At 73.1% G+C, this 14,491-nt stretch carries 16 protein-coding genes; 12 read left to right on the top strand and 4 right to left on the bottom strand.

What is annotated here, in order from left to right:
• Positions 1–58: 58 nt before the first annotated feature.
• The 3 genes from HB370_RS25065 to HB370_RS25055 all read left to right on the top strand — a co-directional run bounded on the left by HB370_RS25065 (position 59) and on the right by HB370_RS25055 (position 3,213).
• Positions 59–496 carry a gamma-glutamylcyclotransferase gene (locus HB370_RS25065; RefSeq protein WP_030789665.1) on the top strand — a complete coding sequence of 146 codons (438 nt, stop codon included), beginning with the start codon at positions 59–61 and terminating at the stop codon, positions 494–496.
• A 125-nt stretch (positions 497–621) separates the two neighbouring features.
• Positions 622–1,446 (top strand): purine-nucleoside phosphorylase, encoded by an 825-nt coding sequence (locus HB370_RS25060; RefSeq protein WP_030789661.1) that lies wholly within the window; start codon positions 622–624, stop codon positions 1,444–1,446.
• A gap of 135 nt (positions 1,447–1,581) precedes the next feature.
• Complete coding sequence (locus tag HB370_RS25055) at positions 1,582–3,213, top strand: phospho-sugar mutase (RefSeq protein WP_030789658.1); 1,632 nt, start codon at positions 1,582–1,584, stop codon at positions 3,211–3,213.
• A 97-nt stretch (positions 3,214–3,310) separates the two neighbouring features.
• Here HB370_RS25055 and HB370_RS25050 read toward each other — a convergent pair whose 3' ends face one another.
• The gene (locus HB370_RS25050) at positions 3,311–4,006 is read right to left on the bottom strand and encodes a PH domain-containing protein (RefSeq protein WP_030789656.1); all 696 of its coding nucleotides are present in this window, start codon (positions 4,004–4,006) and stop codon (positions 3,311–3,313) included.
• A gap of 282 nt (positions 4,007–4,288) precedes the next feature.
• Between HB370_RS25050 and deoC the strand changes: the two genes are divergently transcribed.
• From deoC to HB370_RS25035, 3 genes are read left to right on the top strand one after another with little or no spacing between them, the layout of a single operon-like run.
• Positions 4,289–5,248 carry a deoxyribose-phosphate aldolase gene (gene deoC, locus HB370_RS25045; RefSeq protein WP_030789653.1) on the top strand — a complete coding sequence of 320 codons (960 nt, stop codon included), beginning with the start codon at positions 4,289–4,291 and terminating at the stop codon, positions 5,246–5,248.
• A 3-nt stretch (positions 5,249–5,251) separates the two neighbouring features.
• The gene (locus HB370_RS25040; RefSeq protein ID WP_030789649.1) at positions 5,252–6,688 is read left to right on the top strand and encodes an aldehyde dehydrogenase family protein; all 1,437 of its coding nucleotides are present in this window, start codon (positions 5,252–5,254) and stop codon (positions 6,686–6,688) included.
• Positions 6,681–7,565 carry an aldehyde dehydrogenase family protein gene (locus HB370_RS25035; protein ID WP_030789646.1) on the top strand — a complete coding sequence of 295 codons (885 nt, stop codon included), beginning with the start codon at positions 6,681–6,683 and terminating at the stop codon, positions 7,563–7,565. Before HB370_RS25040 ends, HB370_RS25035 begins: the two co-directional genes overlap by 8 nt.
• Before the next feature lie 15 nt (positions 7,566–7,580).
• Here the strand turns inward: HB370_RS25035 and HB370_RS25030 are convergent, their stop codons facing one another.
• Positions 7,581–7,982, bottom strand: coding sequence for a hypothetical protein (locus HB370_RS25030; protein WP_030789643.1), 402 nt, complete (start codon positions 7,980–7,982; stop codon positions 7,581–7,583).
• A 161-nt stretch (positions 7,983–8,143) separates the two neighbouring features.
• Between HB370_RS25030 and HB370_RS25025 the strand changes: the two genes are divergently transcribed.
• Positions 8,144–8,746: a uridine kinase gene (locus HB370_RS25025; RefSeq protein ID WP_030789640.1), complete on the top strand. Its 603-nt coding sequence runs from the start codon at positions 8,144–8,146 to the stop codon at positions 8,744–8,746.
• A gap of 189 nt (positions 8,747–8,935) precedes the next feature.
• On the opposite strand, the gene HB370_RS25020 is transcribed toward HB370_RS25025, so the two are convergent.
• Positions 8,936–9,673 carry a SigE family RNA polymerase sigma factor gene (locus HB370_RS25020; RefSeq protein WP_030789636.1) on the bottom strand — a complete coding sequence of 246 codons (738 nt, stop codon included), beginning with the start codon at positions 9,671–9,673 and terminating at the stop codon, positions 8,936–8,938.
• 248 nt (positions 9,674–9,921) lie between these two features.
• Between HB370_RS25020 and afsQ1 the strand changes: the two genes are divergently transcribed.
• From afsQ1 to HB370_RS24995, 5 genes are all read left to right on the top strand, one after another.
• Positions 9,922–10,599: a two-component system response regulator AfsQ1 gene (gene afsQ1, locus HB370_RS25015; RefSeq protein ID WP_106980762.1), complete on the top strand. Its 678-nt coding sequence runs from the start codon at positions 9,922–9,924 to the stop codon at positions 10,597–10,599.
• Between the two features lie 17 nt (positions 10,600–10,616).
• Complete coding sequence (locus HB370_RS25010) at positions 10,617–12,221, top strand: HAMP domain-containing sensor histidine kinase (protein WP_244406049.1); 1,605 nt, start codon at positions 10,617–10,619, stop codon at positions 12,219–12,221.
• Positions 12,218–12,817, top strand: coding sequence for a hypothetical protein (locus HB370_RS25005; RefSeq protein ID WP_030789630.1), 600 nt, complete (start codon positions 12,218–12,220; stop codon positions 12,815–12,817). Before HB370_RS25010 ends, HB370_RS25005 begins: the two co-directional genes overlap by 4 nt.
• A gap of 219 nt (positions 12,818–13,036) precedes the next feature.
• Entirely contained in the window at positions 13,037–13,603 is a 567-nt protein-coding gene (locus HB370_RS25000; RefSeq protein WP_030789627.1) for a VanZ family protein, read from the top strand.
• Between the two features lie 109 nt (positions 13,604–13,712).
• Positions 13,713–13,913, top strand: a complete 201-nt coding sequence (locus HB370_RS24995; RefSeq protein ID WP_014674578.1) for a PspC domain-containing protein — start codon at positions 13,713–13,715, stop codon at positions 13,911–13,913.
• Between the two features lie 98 nt (positions 13,914–14,011).
• Here the strand turns inward: HB370_RS24995 and HB370_RS24990 are convergent, their stop codons facing one another.
• Positions 14,012–14,395: a hypothetical protein gene (locus HB370_RS24990; RefSeq protein ID WP_030789623.1), complete on the bottom strand. Its 384-nt coding sequence runs from the start codon at positions 14,393–14,395 to the stop codon at positions 14,012–14,014.
• Between the last annotated feature and the right edge of the window lie 96 nt (positions 14,396–14,491).

Genomic DNA, 14,491 nt, shown 5'->3' with positions numbered 1-14,491 from the left:
CGCCGGGTCGCTCCTGTGACGCGCGGGGCGCCCGGGACGTCTGCCGTACCCTCTCCCCATGTCGCTCTATGCCGCCTACGCCGGCAACCTCGACGCGCGTCTGATGTCCCGCCGCGCCCCGCACTCCCCGCTGCGCGCCACCGGCTGGCTGAACGGCTGGCGGCTGACCTTCGGCGGCGAGCAGCTCGGCTGGGAGGGCGCGCTGGCGACGATCGTCGAGGACCCGCTGGCCCAGGTGTTCGTCGGCCTGTACGACATCGCGCCGATGGACGAGGAGTCGCTCGACCGGTGGGAAGGGGTGGGGCTGGACCTGTACCGCCGGGTCCGGGTGCGCGCGCACACCCTCGACGGTGAGGAGCCGGCCTGGGCGTACGTCCTCAACGGCTACGAGGGCGGGCTGCCGTCGGCGCGCTATCTGGGCGAGATCGCCGACGCGGCGGAGTCGGCGGGCGCCCCGCACGACTATGTGATGGAACTCCGCAAGCGCCCCTGCTGAGACCGGCAATCCGCCCCTTACCTCCCGTTTCGCCCGCTCTTTGTGGAAAACGACAAGGCAACGAACGCAATCCCGTGTGCTCTGTCATCTACGCGCGTAGGCGAAGAGCGGCTACCCTCGTCGGCGTGAACGCATCTCTTCTTCCGGACGACATCCAGGGCGACCCCTACGCCGCCGCCGACGCCGCCGCCGCGCGCCTGCGCGCCCTCACCGGCGCCGAGACCCACGACGTCGCCCTCGTGATGGGCTCCGGCTGGGCTCCGGCCGTCGACGCGCTGGGCGCCCCCGACGCCGAGTTCCAGGTCACCGAGCTGCCCGGCTTCCCGCCGCCGGCCGTCGAGGGGCACGGCGGCAAGATCCGCTCGTACTCCTTCGGTGACAAGCGCGCCCTGGTCTTCCTGGGCCGCACCCACTACTACGAGGGCCGTGGCGTCGCGGCGGTCGCGCACGGCGTGCGCACGGCGGTCGCGGCCGGCTGCAAGACCGTGGTGCTCACCAACGGCTGCGGCGGTCTGCGCGAGGGCATGCGCCCCGGCCAGCCGGTGCTGATCAGCGACCACATCAACCTCACGGCGACGTCCCCGATCGTCGGCGCGAACTTCGTCGACCTGACGGACCTGTACTCGCCGCGCCTGCGCGCCCTGTGCAAGGAGATCGACCCCACGCTGGAGGAGGGCGTCTACGCCCAGTTCCCCGGCCCGCACTACGAGACCCCGGCCGAGATCCGCATGGCCCGCGTCATCGGCGCGGACCTGGTCGGCATGTCCACCGTCCTGGAGGCCATCGCCGCGCGCGAGGCGGGCGCCGAGGTGCTGGGCATCTCCCTGGTCACCAACCTGGCCGCGGGCATGACCGGCGAGCCCCTCAACCACGAGGAGGTCCTCCAGGCCGGCCGTGACTCGGCGGCCCGGATGGGCTCGCTGCTGGCCCAGGTGCTGGGCAAGCTGTAAGCGGACGCGGGCGCCACGGCGCCGGTGACGGGGCCCTCGTCGCGCCCGCCTCCCGTCCGGCGGTTCCGGACAGGCGGGCGAACGGGGGTTCGGGGGCACAGCCCCCAGCGACGACTAGGAGAGGTTGATCCCAAGGTGCACGACGATCTCATCGCCCGGGCCAAGGCATGGCTCGCCGAGGACCCGGACACGGAGACCCGCGACGAACTGGCCAAGCTGATCGACGCCGGTGACACGGCGGAGCTGTCGGACCGCTTCGGCGGCACGCTCCAGTTCGGCACGGCGGGTCTGCGCGGCGAACTCGGCGCCGGCCCCATGCGCATGAACCGCAGCGTCGTCATCCGCGCCGCCGCCGGCCTCGCCGCGTACCTGAGGAAGCAGGGGCAGGGCGACGGCCTCGTGGTCATCGGCTACGACGCCCGGCACAAGTCGGCCGACTTCGCCCGGGACACCGCGGCCGTGATGACCGGCGCCGGTCTGCGTGCCGCCGTACTCCCCCGCCCGCTGCCCACCCCCGTGCTGGCCTTCGCGATCCGCCACCTCGGCGCGGTGGCCGGCGTGGAGGTCACCGCCAGCCACAACCCGCCCCGGGACAACGGCTACAAGGTCTACCTGGGCGACGGCTCCCAGATCGTGCCGCCCGCGGACGCGGAGATCGCCGCCGAGATCGACGCCATCGCCTCCCTGCACGACGTACCGCGCCCGGACGCCGGCTGGGAGATCCTGGACGACTCGGTCCTGGACGCCTATCTGGCCCGTACGGACGCCGTCCTCGCGGCGGGCTCACCGCGTACCGCCCGCACGGTCTACACGGCCATGCACGGTGTCGGCAAGGACGTGCTGCTGGCCGCCTTCGCCCGGGCCGGGTTCCCCGAGCCGGTGCTGGTCGCCGAGCAGGCCGAGCCGGACCCGGACTTCCCGACGGTCGCCTTCCCGAACCCGGAGGAGCCGGGCGCGATGGACCTGGCGTTCGCCCGGGCCCGGGACACCGACCCGGACCTGGTCATCGCCAACGACCCCGACGCCGACCGCTGCGCGGTGGCCGTCAAGGACGGCACCGACTGGCGGATGCTGCGCGGCGACGAGGTCGGCGCCCTGCTCGCCGCCCACCTGGTCCGCCGCGGCGTGACCGGCACGTTCGCGGAGTCGATCGTCTCCTCCTCCCTGCTCGGCCGGATCGCCGGCAAGGCGGGGCTGCCGTACGAGGAGACCCTGACCGGCTTCAAGTGGATCGCCCGCGTCGACGGCCTGCGCTACGGCTACGAGGAGGCCCTCGGCTACTGCGTGGACCCCGAGGGCGTGCGCGACAAGGACGGCATCACCGCCGCGCTGCTGATCACCGAGCTGGCGTCGGTGCTGAAGGAGGAGGGCCGCACCCTCCTCGACCTCCTCGACGACCTCGCCGTGGAGCACGGCCTGCACGCCACCGACCAGCTGTCGGTGCGGGTCCAGGACCTGTCGCTGATCGCGGACGCGATGCGCCGGCTGCGCGAGCATCCCCCGACCGCACTGGCCGGCCTCCCCATCACGAACGCCGAGGACCTGACGCGGGGCACCGCCGAGCTCCCGCCCACCGACGGCCTGCGCTACACCCTGGACGGCGCCCGGGTCGTCGTCCGCCCCAGCGGCACCGAGCCGAAGCTGAAGTGCTACCTGGAGGTCGTCGTCCCGGTCTCCGCCCCGTCCGCCCTGCCGGCCGCCCGCACCCGCGCGGCCGAACTGCTGGCAGCGGTCAAGCGTGACCTGTCGGCGGCCGCCGGCATCTGAGCCCCGCACACCTGAGGGCGCCCCTGTCTGCCGACCATGGGCGCCCTCAGTCGTGTCCCGGTGGACCGGAACGGGAAGTGCGGCCGAACCGGTTCGCTCAGCCGGTCGCCAGCAGGATCGCCAGCAGTACCGCCCCCGCCAGCGCCGGCGCCACCACCTCGTAGGCCCACCGCACGCCGACCTCACCCTGGGCGGGCTCGGCCGTGCCGTGCTGGTCCAGGAGTTCGCGCAGGTCGTCCATCACCTTGTCGGTGTCGGCGCGGGCCGGCCCGGTGTCCGGGCCGCGCAGCGCGAACCCGCCGAGGCCCAGGCCGCTCGGCCCGAGCCCGCCCCGGCCGCCCGGCGTCCCGCCCCGGGCCGCGTCCGCCGCCCGCTGCTGCCGGCGGGCCGCCTTCTTGCGGGCGCGCAGCGAGACCGGGATCGCCCACAGCTGGTACTTGCCGCCGGACTTGGCGAGGACCTCGTTGGTGTAGCCGGAGCGCAGGCCGGCGACCTCGCCCCAGGGCAGGCTGATCACCCGGAACGGGTTGCGTACGCGCAGCCGCTCCTCGTTGGCGAAGACCGCCGGGCGGAGCGTGAAGGCGAGGATCAGCGGCACGACCAGGATCAGGCCGGCCAGCGCCAGCCAGGGGGTGCGGCCGTCGCCCTTGAACAGCGCGTCGAAGCCCAGCCAGAGCACGACCAGGAGCAGCAGCGCGCCCCCCGCCAGCCCCAGGGGTGAGCGGTAGATCCGGTCCTTGCCGGCGGGCACCGGAGGCTGTGACGCGGGTGACGGGTGGTCCGGGGTGGTCATGGGCCGATTCTGCCCCACGCCCACGGCGGGCCCCAGCCCCCACCCGGACACCACCGGCCCGCCCACCGGGCCCGACCCGCCGGGAACCGCACGCCCCGCACCTCACGCGACCGGTCCGGCCCTCGCCGTCACCCGTACGGCAGGCTCCGCCGTGTCCGTGCAGCAGGCTCCGCTGTCCCCATGTGACAGCCGCCGCTCCCGCGTGCGGCAGCCCCGCCCCCCCTGTCCGCCGTCCCGGGGCTATACATCCGCTACGCGCGTAGATATGCTCGTCTGGTGACCATGCCCACTACCGCATCCTCAGCCCACGTTCTCTCGGACGTCGCCGCGTCCGACAGCACGCTGCGCCGCTTCCTGCACGGGCTCCCCGGCGTCGACGCGGTCGGCCTGGAGGCGCGCGCCGCGTCCCTCGGCACCCGCTCCATCAAGACCACCGCGAAGGCGTACGCCATCGACCTCGCCATCTCGATGGTCGACCTGACGACGCTGGAAGGCGCGGACACCCCGGGCAAGGTCCGGGCGCTCGGCGCCAAGGCGGTCCACCCCGACCCCACGGACCGTACGACCCCCACGACGGCCGCGGTCTGCGTCTATCCCGACATGGTGGCCGTCGCCAAGGAGGCCGTCGCCGGCTCCGGCGTGAAGGTCGCCTCGGTGGCCACCGCCTTCCCGGCCGGCCGGGCCGCGCTCGACGTGAAGCTGGCCGACGTGCGCGAGGCCGTCGCCGCCGGCGCCGACGAGATCGACATGGTCATCGACCGGGGCGCCTTCCTGGCCGGCCGGTACCTGAAGGTGTACGACGAGATCGTCGCCGTGAAGGAGGCCTGCGGGACGAGCGCCCGGCTGAAGGTCATCTTCGAGACCGGCGAGCTGTCGACGTACGACAACATCCGCCGCGCCTCCTGGCTCGGCATGCTGGCCGGCGCCGACTTCATCAAGACCTCCACCGGCAAGGTGGCCGTCAACGCCACCCCCGCGAACACCCTGCTCATGCTGGAGGCGGTGCGCGACTTCCGGGCGCAGACCGGCGTCCAGGTCGGTGTGAAGCCGGCCGGCGGCATCCGCACCAGCAAGGACGCGATCAAGTTCCTGGTGCTGGTCAACGAGACCGCGGGCGCGGACTGGCTGGACAACCACTGGTTCCGCTTCGGCGCCTCCTCGCTCCTCAACGACCTGCTGATGCAGCGCCAGAAGCTGGCCACGGGCCGCTACTCCGGCCCCGACTACGTAACGGTGGACTGAAACATGGCATCCGCATTCGAGTACGCGCCCGCGCCCGAGTCCCGCTCGGTCGTCGACATCGCTCCCTCGTACGGCCTGTTCATCGACGGCGAGTTCACCGAGGCCGCCGACGGCAAGGTCTTCAAGTCGGTCTCCCCCTCGACGGAGGAGGTCCTCTCCGAGGTCGCCCAGGCCGGTGCCGAGGACGTAGACCGCGCGGTCAAGGCCGCCCGCAAGGCGTTCGAGAAGTGGTCGGCGCTGCCCGGCTCCGAGCGCGCCAAGTACCTGTTCCGCATCGCCCGCATCATCCAGGAGCGCAGCCGCGAGCTGGCCGTCCTGGAGACGCTGGACAACGGCAAGCCGATCAAGGAGACCCGCGACGCGGACCTCCCGCTGGTCGCCGCGCACTTCTTCTACTACGCGGGCTGGGCCGACAAGCTCGACCACGCCGGCTTCGGCGCCGACCCGCGGCCGCTGGGCGTCGCGGGCCAGGTCATCCCCTGGAACTTCCCCCTCCTGATGCTGGCGTGGAAGATCGCCCCGGCGCTGGCGACCGGCAACACGGTCGTCCTGAAGCCGGCCGAGACCACCCCGCTGTCGGCCCTGTTCTTCGCGGACATCTGCCGCCAGGCCGGCCTGCCCAAGGGTGTGGTCAACATCGTGACCGGTGACGGCCGGACGGGCGCCGCGCTGGTCGCCCACCCGGACGTGAACAAGGTGGCGTTCACCGGTTCCACGGCCGTCGGCAAGGAGATCGCCCGCACGGTCGCCGGCACGGCGAAGAAGCTGACGCTCGAACTGGGCGGCAAGGGCGCCAACATCGTCTTCGACGACGCGCCGCTGGACCAGGCCGTCGAGGGCATCGTGAACGGCATCTTCTTCAACCAGGGCCAGGTCTGCTGCGCGGGCTCCCGCCTGCTGGTGCAGGAGTCGGTCCAGGAGGAGCTGCTGGACGCCCTCAAGCGCCGGCTGTCCACGCTCCGCCTCGGCGATCCGCTGGACAAGAACACCGACATCGGCGCGATCAACTCCGCCGAGCAGCTGGCCCGGATCACCGCGCTGGCCGAGCGGGGCGAGGCGGAGGGCGCCGAGCGCTGGTCCCCGGCCTGTGAACTGCCCGCCTCCGGCTACTGGTTCGCCCCGACGCTGTTCACGAACGTCACCCAGGCGCACACCATCGCCCGCGAGGAGATCTTCGGCCCGGTGCTGTCGGTCCTCACCTTCCGTACGCCCGACGAGGCCGTCGCCAAGGCCAACAACACCCAGTACGGCCTGTCGGCCGGCATCTGGTCCGAGAAGGGCTCGCGCATCCTGGCCGTCGCGAACAAGCTGCGCGCCGGTGTCGTCTGGTCCAACACGTTCAACAAGTTCGACCCGACCTCGCCGTTCGGCGGTTACAAGGAGTCGGGCTTCGGCCGCGAGGGCGGCCGCCACGGCCTGGAGGCGTACCTCGATGTCTGACCGTTTGAGTGTCTTCAAGACCTACAAGCTGTACGTCGGCGGGAAGTTCCCGCGTTCCGAGAGCGGCCGGGTGTACGAGGTGACGGACTCGAAGAACAACTGGCTGGCCAACGCCCCCCTTTCCTCCCGCAAGGACGCCCGGGACGCGGTGGTCGCCGCGCGCAAGGCGTTCGGCGGCTGGTCCGGCGCGACCGCCTACAACCGCGGCCAGGTCCTGTACCGCGTCGCGGAGATGCTGGAGGGCCGGCGCGAGCAGTTCGCGCGCGAGGTGGCCGACGCGGAGGGCCTGTCGAAGTCGAAGGCGGCGGCCGTCGTGGACGCGACGATCGACCGCTGGGTCTGGTACGCGGGCTGGACCGACAAGATCGCCCAGGTGACCGGCGGCGCCAACCCGGTCGCGGGCCCGTACTTCAACCTGTCCTCCCCGGAGCCGACCGGTGTGGTCGCCGTCGTGGCGCCGCAGGAGTCGTCCTTCCTCGGGCTGGTGTCGGTCGTGGCCCCGGTGATCGCCACCGGCAACACGGCGGTCGTGATCGCCTCCGAGAAGGCCCCCCTGCCGGCCCTGTCCCTGGGCGAGGTGCTCGCCACGTCCGACGTCCCGGGCGGTGTGGTCAACGTCCTGTCCGGCCGTACGGCGGAACTCGCGGCGCCCCTGGCCGCGCACCAGGACGTCAACGCGATCGACCTCGCGGGGGCCGACGAGGCGCTGGCGAAGGAGCTGGAGATCGCGGCGGCCGACAACCTCAAGCGGGTGCTGCGTCCACAGCCTGTGGACTACTTCGAGACGCCCGGCATCGACCGGATGACGGCGTTCCTGGAGACGAAGACGGTGTGGCACCCGACGGGGTCGCTGGGTGCCGGAGGGTCTTCCTACTGAGGTCCCGGGGCGCGTTCAGCGCCCCAAAGACGCGAGGACCGGGCCGGCCAGGGGCACGCTGCCCAGGGACCGGGCCTGGGCCAGCGGGCGTGTCAGCGCCTGGGTGCCGACCGGCTGGAAGTCGGCCACCTGGGTGCCCACGCCGTTGTCCAGCGGGTCGACGCCCGTGCCCGCCAGCGGGTTGGGCTTGAGACCGGCGACCGGGCCGGTGACGTAGCCGACGATGCCCGTCAGGGCGCGCAGGCCGGCCTCGGGGTCGATGCTGCCGGCGTCGGGCGCGCGGTAGGTCACGCCCGAGCCGGAGACCGTCTCGGCGGACGCCGTGGCCGCCCCCGCGCCCACGGCCGCCCCGGCGGCGGCGAGGACGACCAGGGCGCGCTGGGCGGCGGAGTGCTGGGGGGAAGCGTGTCGGGCCATCGCTGGTGCCACCTTCTGCTGCACTGGGTGATCGTGTCGGCACGAAGGGTAGTTGAGGCGGGGCTCACGCTCAAAAGCCGACCCGCAGGGGTCGGCAGGCGGTCCGGCATGCGTCAAACTGGTGTTCCGTGAGCATTCATCCCCCGTCTCCCGCCCGTGTCGTGCTGCTGTGCGGCCCCTCGGGCTCGGGCAAATCCCTCGTCGCCGCCCGTTCCGGGCTTCCCGTGCTGCGCCTGGACGACTTCTACAAGGAGGGCGACGACCCGACTCTGCCGCTGGTGGAGGGGAGTTCGGACATCGACTGGGACCACCCCCGGTCCTGGGACGCGGACGTCGCGGTCGAGGCCATCACCCGGCTGTGCGCCACGGGGTCGACGCCGGTGCCGGTGTACGACATCGCGCTGAGCGCCCGTACCGGCGGGGAGACGCTGCACATCGGCCGTACCCCGCTGTTCATCGCGGAGGGCATCTTCGCCGCGGAGATCATCGGTCGCTGCCGGGAGCTGGGGGTGCTGGCGGACGCGCTGTGCCTGTCGCGCGGGCCGTTCACCACCTTCCGGCGGCGTTTCCTGCGCGATCTGAAGGAGGGCCGCAAGTCGGTGCCGTTCCTGCTGCGCCGCGGCTGGCGGCTGATGCGCGCGGAGCGGTCGATCATCACCCGTCAGGTCTCCCTCGGCGCGCACCGCTGCGACCGGGACGAGGCGCTGGGCCGGCTGGCGGCAGCGGCGGCGGGCCGCCAGGTGCGGCAGCAGACGCCGGCCTGAGCGTCGTACCGGATGCGCGGAGGCGCCGGGTGGCGGGCATGGGAAACGGGACTGGCCGGTCCCCCCGGTCCGCCAGTCCCGTTCCTGTTTCTCCCCGTGTTCCCCCGTGTTCTCCGCGGGCCACCCCCCAGTGGTCCCCGGCGTTCCCCCGTGTTCCCCCCTCGGGCCACTCCCCGGGTGGCCCTGCCTTCAGGCGACCAGTTCGCCGAAGGCAGTCTCTTCGTCCCGGCCGAAGCTGAGGACCTCGTCGTCGCGCAGGCGGCGCAGCGAGCGCCAGATGCTGGACTTCACCGTGCCGACGCTGATGCCGAGGATGTCGGCGATCTCCGGGTCCGTGCGGCCCTCGTAGTAGCGCAGGACCAGCATGGTGCGCTGCAGTTCGGGCAGCCGGGCCAGCGCCTGCCACAGGACCGCGCGCAGCTCGGTGCCGCGCATCGCGTCCGTCTCGCCGGGCGTCTCCGGCAGTTCCTCGGTCGGGTACTCGTTGAGCTTGCGCCGCCGCCAGGCGCTGATGTGCAGGTTCGTCATGGTGCGGCGCAGGTAGCCGCCGACCGCGGCCTTGTCGCTGATCCGGTCCCACGCCCGGTAGGTCGAGAACAGCGCGCTCTGCAGCAGGTCCTCGGCCTCGTGCCGGTCGCCGGTGAGGTGGTAGGCGGTGGCGTACAGGGAGGCGCGGCGCTCCTGGACGTAGGCGGTGAACTCCGCCTCCGACAGCGAACGGCGCTCCCCCGGGACCTCCCCGTACGCGGTTCCCCCGTGCGTCTCCCCCGTGTGCGCGTCAACCACCGACATGTAGGCCGGATGCTGACGCCCGGTGCCGCGAGCGCACCCCCGCCCGCTCACGGCACCGGACTTCTCGGACCCCCGGTGCACGTCGTGCAGACGCGTGACCACTGCGCTGGTGCTGATGCTGTGCAGCGTGTTCATCTCGCGCTCCCCGTCGTGGACTTCCGGTGAATCGGTCTTGCCGGACCGGCTCGGCTCGCCGTCCGGCCCGTGACGAAAAGCCTGCCGGGGCGACTTCATGGCCGTGTCCGCCGACTGTCACAGACCTGTCACAGGGGTCCGGCGGGGCCCGGCCGGGCCGGTCACCTGTCGCGCACTGTGCGTGGCGGTGCGCGAGGAGTGGTACGGGCCGGTCGTACGACACCCCGTCCATGGGCCAGAATGAGGCCGTGCCTTCCCTGTTGCTGATCGAGGACGACGACGCCATCCGTACGGCCCTGGAGCTCTCCCTGACGCGCCAGGGACACCGGGTGGCCACCGCTGCCAGCGGCGAGGACGGTCTGAAGCTGCTGCGCGAGCAGCGGCCGGACCTGATCGTGCTGGACGTGATGCTGCCCGGCATCGACGGGTTCGAGGTCTGCCGCCGCATCCGGCGCACCGACCAGCTCCCGATCATCCTGCTGACCGCGCGCAGCGACGACATCGACGTGGTGGTCGGCCTGGAGTCGGGCGCCGACGACTACGTCGTCAAGCCGGTGCAGGGCCGGGTGCTGGACGCCCGGATCCGGGCCGTGCTGCGGCGCGGCGAGCGCGAGTCCAGCGACTCGGCGACCTTCGGCAACCTCGTCATCGACCGTTCGGCGATGACGGTCACGAAGAACGGCGAGGACCTCCAGCTGACCCCGACCGAGCTGCGGCTGCTGCTGGAGCTGAGCCGGCGGCCCGGTCAGGCGCTGTCCCGGCAGCAGTTGCTGCGGCTGGTGTGGGAGCACGACTACCTGGGCGACTCGCGCCTGGTCGACGCGTGCGTGCAGCGGCTGCGCGCCAAGGTCGAGGACGTGCCGTCGTCCCCGACGCTGATCCGTACCGTCCGTGGTGTCGGCTACCGCCTGGACGCCCCTCAGTGACCGGTACGCGAGGGAGGCTGCGCGGCTGGGCCGCGGGGCGTGGCGGAAGTCTGTCGCGGCTGCGGTTCACCAGTCTGCGGCTGCGCCTGGTGGTGGTGTTCGCGCTGGTCGCGCTCACCGCCGCGGTGTCGGCGTCGGGCATCGCCTACTGGCTCAACCGGGAGGCGGTGCTCACCCGCGCCCAGGACGCGGTGCTGCGCGACTTCCGGCAGGAGATGCAGAACCGCGCGGGCGCGCTGCCCGAGCACCCGAGCCAGGACCAACTGCAGCGCGCGGCGGGCCAGATGGCGGCCAGCAGCCAGCGCTTCAGCGTGCTGCTGGTCGCCACGGACACCGACGGCAAGACGGTGTACGGCAATTCGGGCGGCATCAACGGCTTCGCGCTGGAGGACGTCCCGTCGTCGCTGCGCGCGGCCGTGACCGAGCGGCAGCCGGTGACCGACCAGAACAAGGAGCCGTACCACCTGTACTGGCAGCGGGTGGTGGACCACGGCACGCCGTTCCTGGTGGCCGGGACGCGCGTCATCGGCGGTGGTCCGACCGGCTACATGGCGAAGTCGCTGGAGCCGGAGGCCAAGGACCTCAACTCGCTGGCCTGGTCGCTGGGCATCGCCACCGGGCTCGCGCTGATCGGCGCCGCGCTGCTCGCGCAGGCCGCCGCCACGACCGTGCTGAAGCCGGTGCACCGGCTGGGGGTGGCCGCTCGGCGGCTCGGCGAGGGCAGGCTGGACACCCGGCTGCGGGTCTCCGGCACCGACGAACTCGCCGATCTGTCGCGGACGTTCAACAACGCGGCCGAGGCGCTGGAGAAGCGGGTCGCGGAGATGGCCGCGCGGGACGAGGCGTCCCGCCGGTTCGTCGCCGACATGTCGCACGAGCTGCGCACCCCGCTCACCGCCATCACCGCCGTCACGGAGGTGCTGGAGGAGGAGCTGGAGGCGGAGACCGGCAGCATGGACCCGATGATCGAGCCCGCGGTCCGTCTGGTGGTCAGCGAGACCCGGCGGCTGAACGACCTGGTCGAGAACCTGATGGAGGTCACCCGCTTCGACGCGGGCACCGCCCGGCTGGTCCTGGACGACGTCGACGTCGCCGACCAGATCACCGCCTGCATCGACGCCCGGGCCTGGCTGGACGCGGTCGAGCTGGACGCCGAGCGCGGCATCCACGCCCGGCTGGACCCGCGCCGGCTGGACGTGATCCTCGCCAATCTGATCGGCAACGCGCTCAAGCACGGCGGGTCGCCGGTGCGGGTGTCGGTGCGGGAGGCGGAGGAGTCGGTCGAGATCCGGGTCCGCGACCACGGGCCGGGCATCCCCGAGGACGTCCTGCCGCACGTCTTCGACCGCTTCTACAAGGCGAGTGCCTCCCGGCCGCGCTCCGAGGGCAGCGGGCTCGGCCTGTCCATCGCCCTGGAGAACGCGCACATCCACGGCGGCGAGATCACCGCCGCCAACTCCGCCGAGGGCGGCGCGGTGTTCACGCTCCGGCTGCCCCGGGACGCCTCGGCGCTGACCGAGCAGGACGACGGCAACGGCGGGGACGGCGGAAACGGCAAGGAAGGCGCGGGCGGCAAGGACGCGAAGGCCGAGCGGGACAGCGCGGGGAAGGAGGGGTCATGAACATACGACGCCTGCTGGCACCGCCCCTCCTCGCCGCGCTGCTCACCGGTTGCGGCATCCGGGCCACGGAGGTGCCGACCGACTTCGGGGCGGCGCCGTCCCGGGTGCCGTGCTCGCTGACCGGGCCGGACCGGTCCACGCAGTCCTCGCGCGGGGTGCCGGTGCAGGTCTTCCTGCTGTGCGGGGCGTCCCTGGTCGCGGTGGACCGCACGGTGCCGGTCCCGGAGGGCACCCCGGACGCCCGGCGCCGGGTGATCGTGGCGCAGGGCCTGCTGGACCAGCTCGCCGCGTCCCCGTCGGCCGCGGAGCGCTCCGCGGGCTATACGACGTACGTCCCGGGCGGACTCGGTGTGCGCGGGCCCGGCCCGAAGGACCCCGAGGACGCGCTCCGGCTGAGCACGGCGCCCTCGCGCCTGAGCTACCAGGCCCTGGCCCAGCTGGTGTGCACGCTGTCCGACTCGGCGGCCACGGAGGGCGACGGCTCGGTCATCCTGGGCGGCCCGGACGCGGGTCCGCTGCGGCGGTACGCGTGCACGGACGAGGTCCGTGACCACCCGGCCGGCACCCGGCCCCCGGCCAGCGAGGTCACGGGGTAGCCGTCGTCCGGCGAGGTCACGGGCGGGCGGGGGCGGTCCGCCCGGCCTCCCCGGGGCTGTCCGGCTCCTCCGGGTGCCCTCCCGGCCCCCTACGGGTCTTCCCCGACGGTGGTGGTCACGCCGGTGACCGCGGGTGTGCCGGGCCGGAACGCCGGCGCGGCGGAGGCGAAACGTTTTCACCCCGGAACCGTTCCGCACCGTGGCCGCGTCTAGGGGGGCGTGCAGCGTCAAGGCTCCATCGGCGGCAGCGCCGCGAACCGCATCCGTGTGACGGGGGGTGTCCTCCTCGCCACGCACCTCGCCCTCGTCGCCTGGCTGATGCTGCGCCCCCTGGACGTCCCCTGGGTGATGCCCCCGAATCTGCGTCCGCTGGCCGGCATCCGGGCCGATCTGGCACTGGGCTGGCCCGGGGCCGCCCGGCCGCTCGGCGAGGGTCTCGGACTGCTCGCCCCGCTGGGCGTGCTGCTGCCGGCGGCGCACGGCAGACTCACCGTCTCCCCGCTCGTCTCGCTGCTCAGGACGGCCGCGGCCGGCGCGCTGATCTCCCTGGGCATCGCCCTGTTGCAGACCGGGGTGCCGGGCCGGGTGGTGGACGTCGACTCGTTGCTGCTGAACACGGCGGGGGTCGTGCTGGCCCACCTGGCCGTCGTACCGGCGGGCCGCTCCTGGCTGCGCCGGCGGGCGGAGCGGGAGCCCGTGGCCGCGGCCGGGCCGGCGGTCGGCATCGCGGAGGAGCTGTCTCAGGGACGTACCCCGACGATTCCCAGGGTCGGTATCGCCCCTTAGAGTGATGCTTCGTCCTCTTCGTCCGCCTACCGTTGATGGCAGTTGAGGGGCCCGGTCCCGGGTCCCGCCACCGGCTCGGGAGCGAGCCGACGACGACGGAGGAGCCGACATGACCGCCCTTTCCCGCCCCACCCACGGCCGCGTGATCGGCGGAGTCTGCGCCGGACTGGCCCGCCGCTTCGGTACGTCGGCCACGACGATGCGGGTGATCTTCCTGGTGTCCTGCCTGCTGCCGGGCCCGCAGTTCCTGCTGTACATAGCGCTGTGGCTGCTGCTGCCGTCCGAGGACAAGGCCCGCACCGCCTGGTGACGCGCGGGCCCGCCCGGTGAGCGGCGCGGGGTCGGAGCACACCACGGGGGCGCGTCCGGACGTGCCGGAGCGCCCCGCGTGTCCTGCGGCGGCCGGGGTCAGCCGAGCGGAATCCCGTTGAGCGGCGTGCCCTTCGTGGGCAGGCCCTTGACCGGCAGTCCGCCGAGCAGGCCGGCGACCGGCTTGGTCGGCCCCTCGGCCACGGCGCGCTCGGCGACGGGCTGCGCGGCGACCAGCCCCTTGCGGGCGGCCGGCACCGCGGCGGCGACACCGCGCTTCGCCAGGGGCTTGAGCGTCTTCACCGCTCCGCTGTCGGGCAGCGCGTCCACGACCTGCGCGGGCGGCAGCAGCTTCGTGACGGTGTCCAGGGTGCGGGCGGCGTCCGGGGCGGCCGGGGCCGCGTTGGCCGCGCCCGCGCCGATGGCGGCGACGGCGGCGCCCAGGGCGGCGACACCGAGGGTCTTGGCAGCAGACTGCTTCATGGTGCATGCGTCCTTGCGTGCGGAGACGGGGGATCACAAACGATCTGAGCGGTCCACGACCGTAAACACCGGGCACCACCCACCGCAAACACCGAA

The organism is Streptomyces sp. DSM 40868, assembly GCF_011820545.1.
Classification (GTDB): domain Bacteria; phylum Actinomycetota; class Actinomycetes; order Streptomycetales; family Streptomycetaceae; genus Streptomyces; species Streptomyces eurythermus.
Note: the sequence above shows the minus strand (reverse complement) of the source record. Positions and strands in the feature narration are given on the sequence as shown.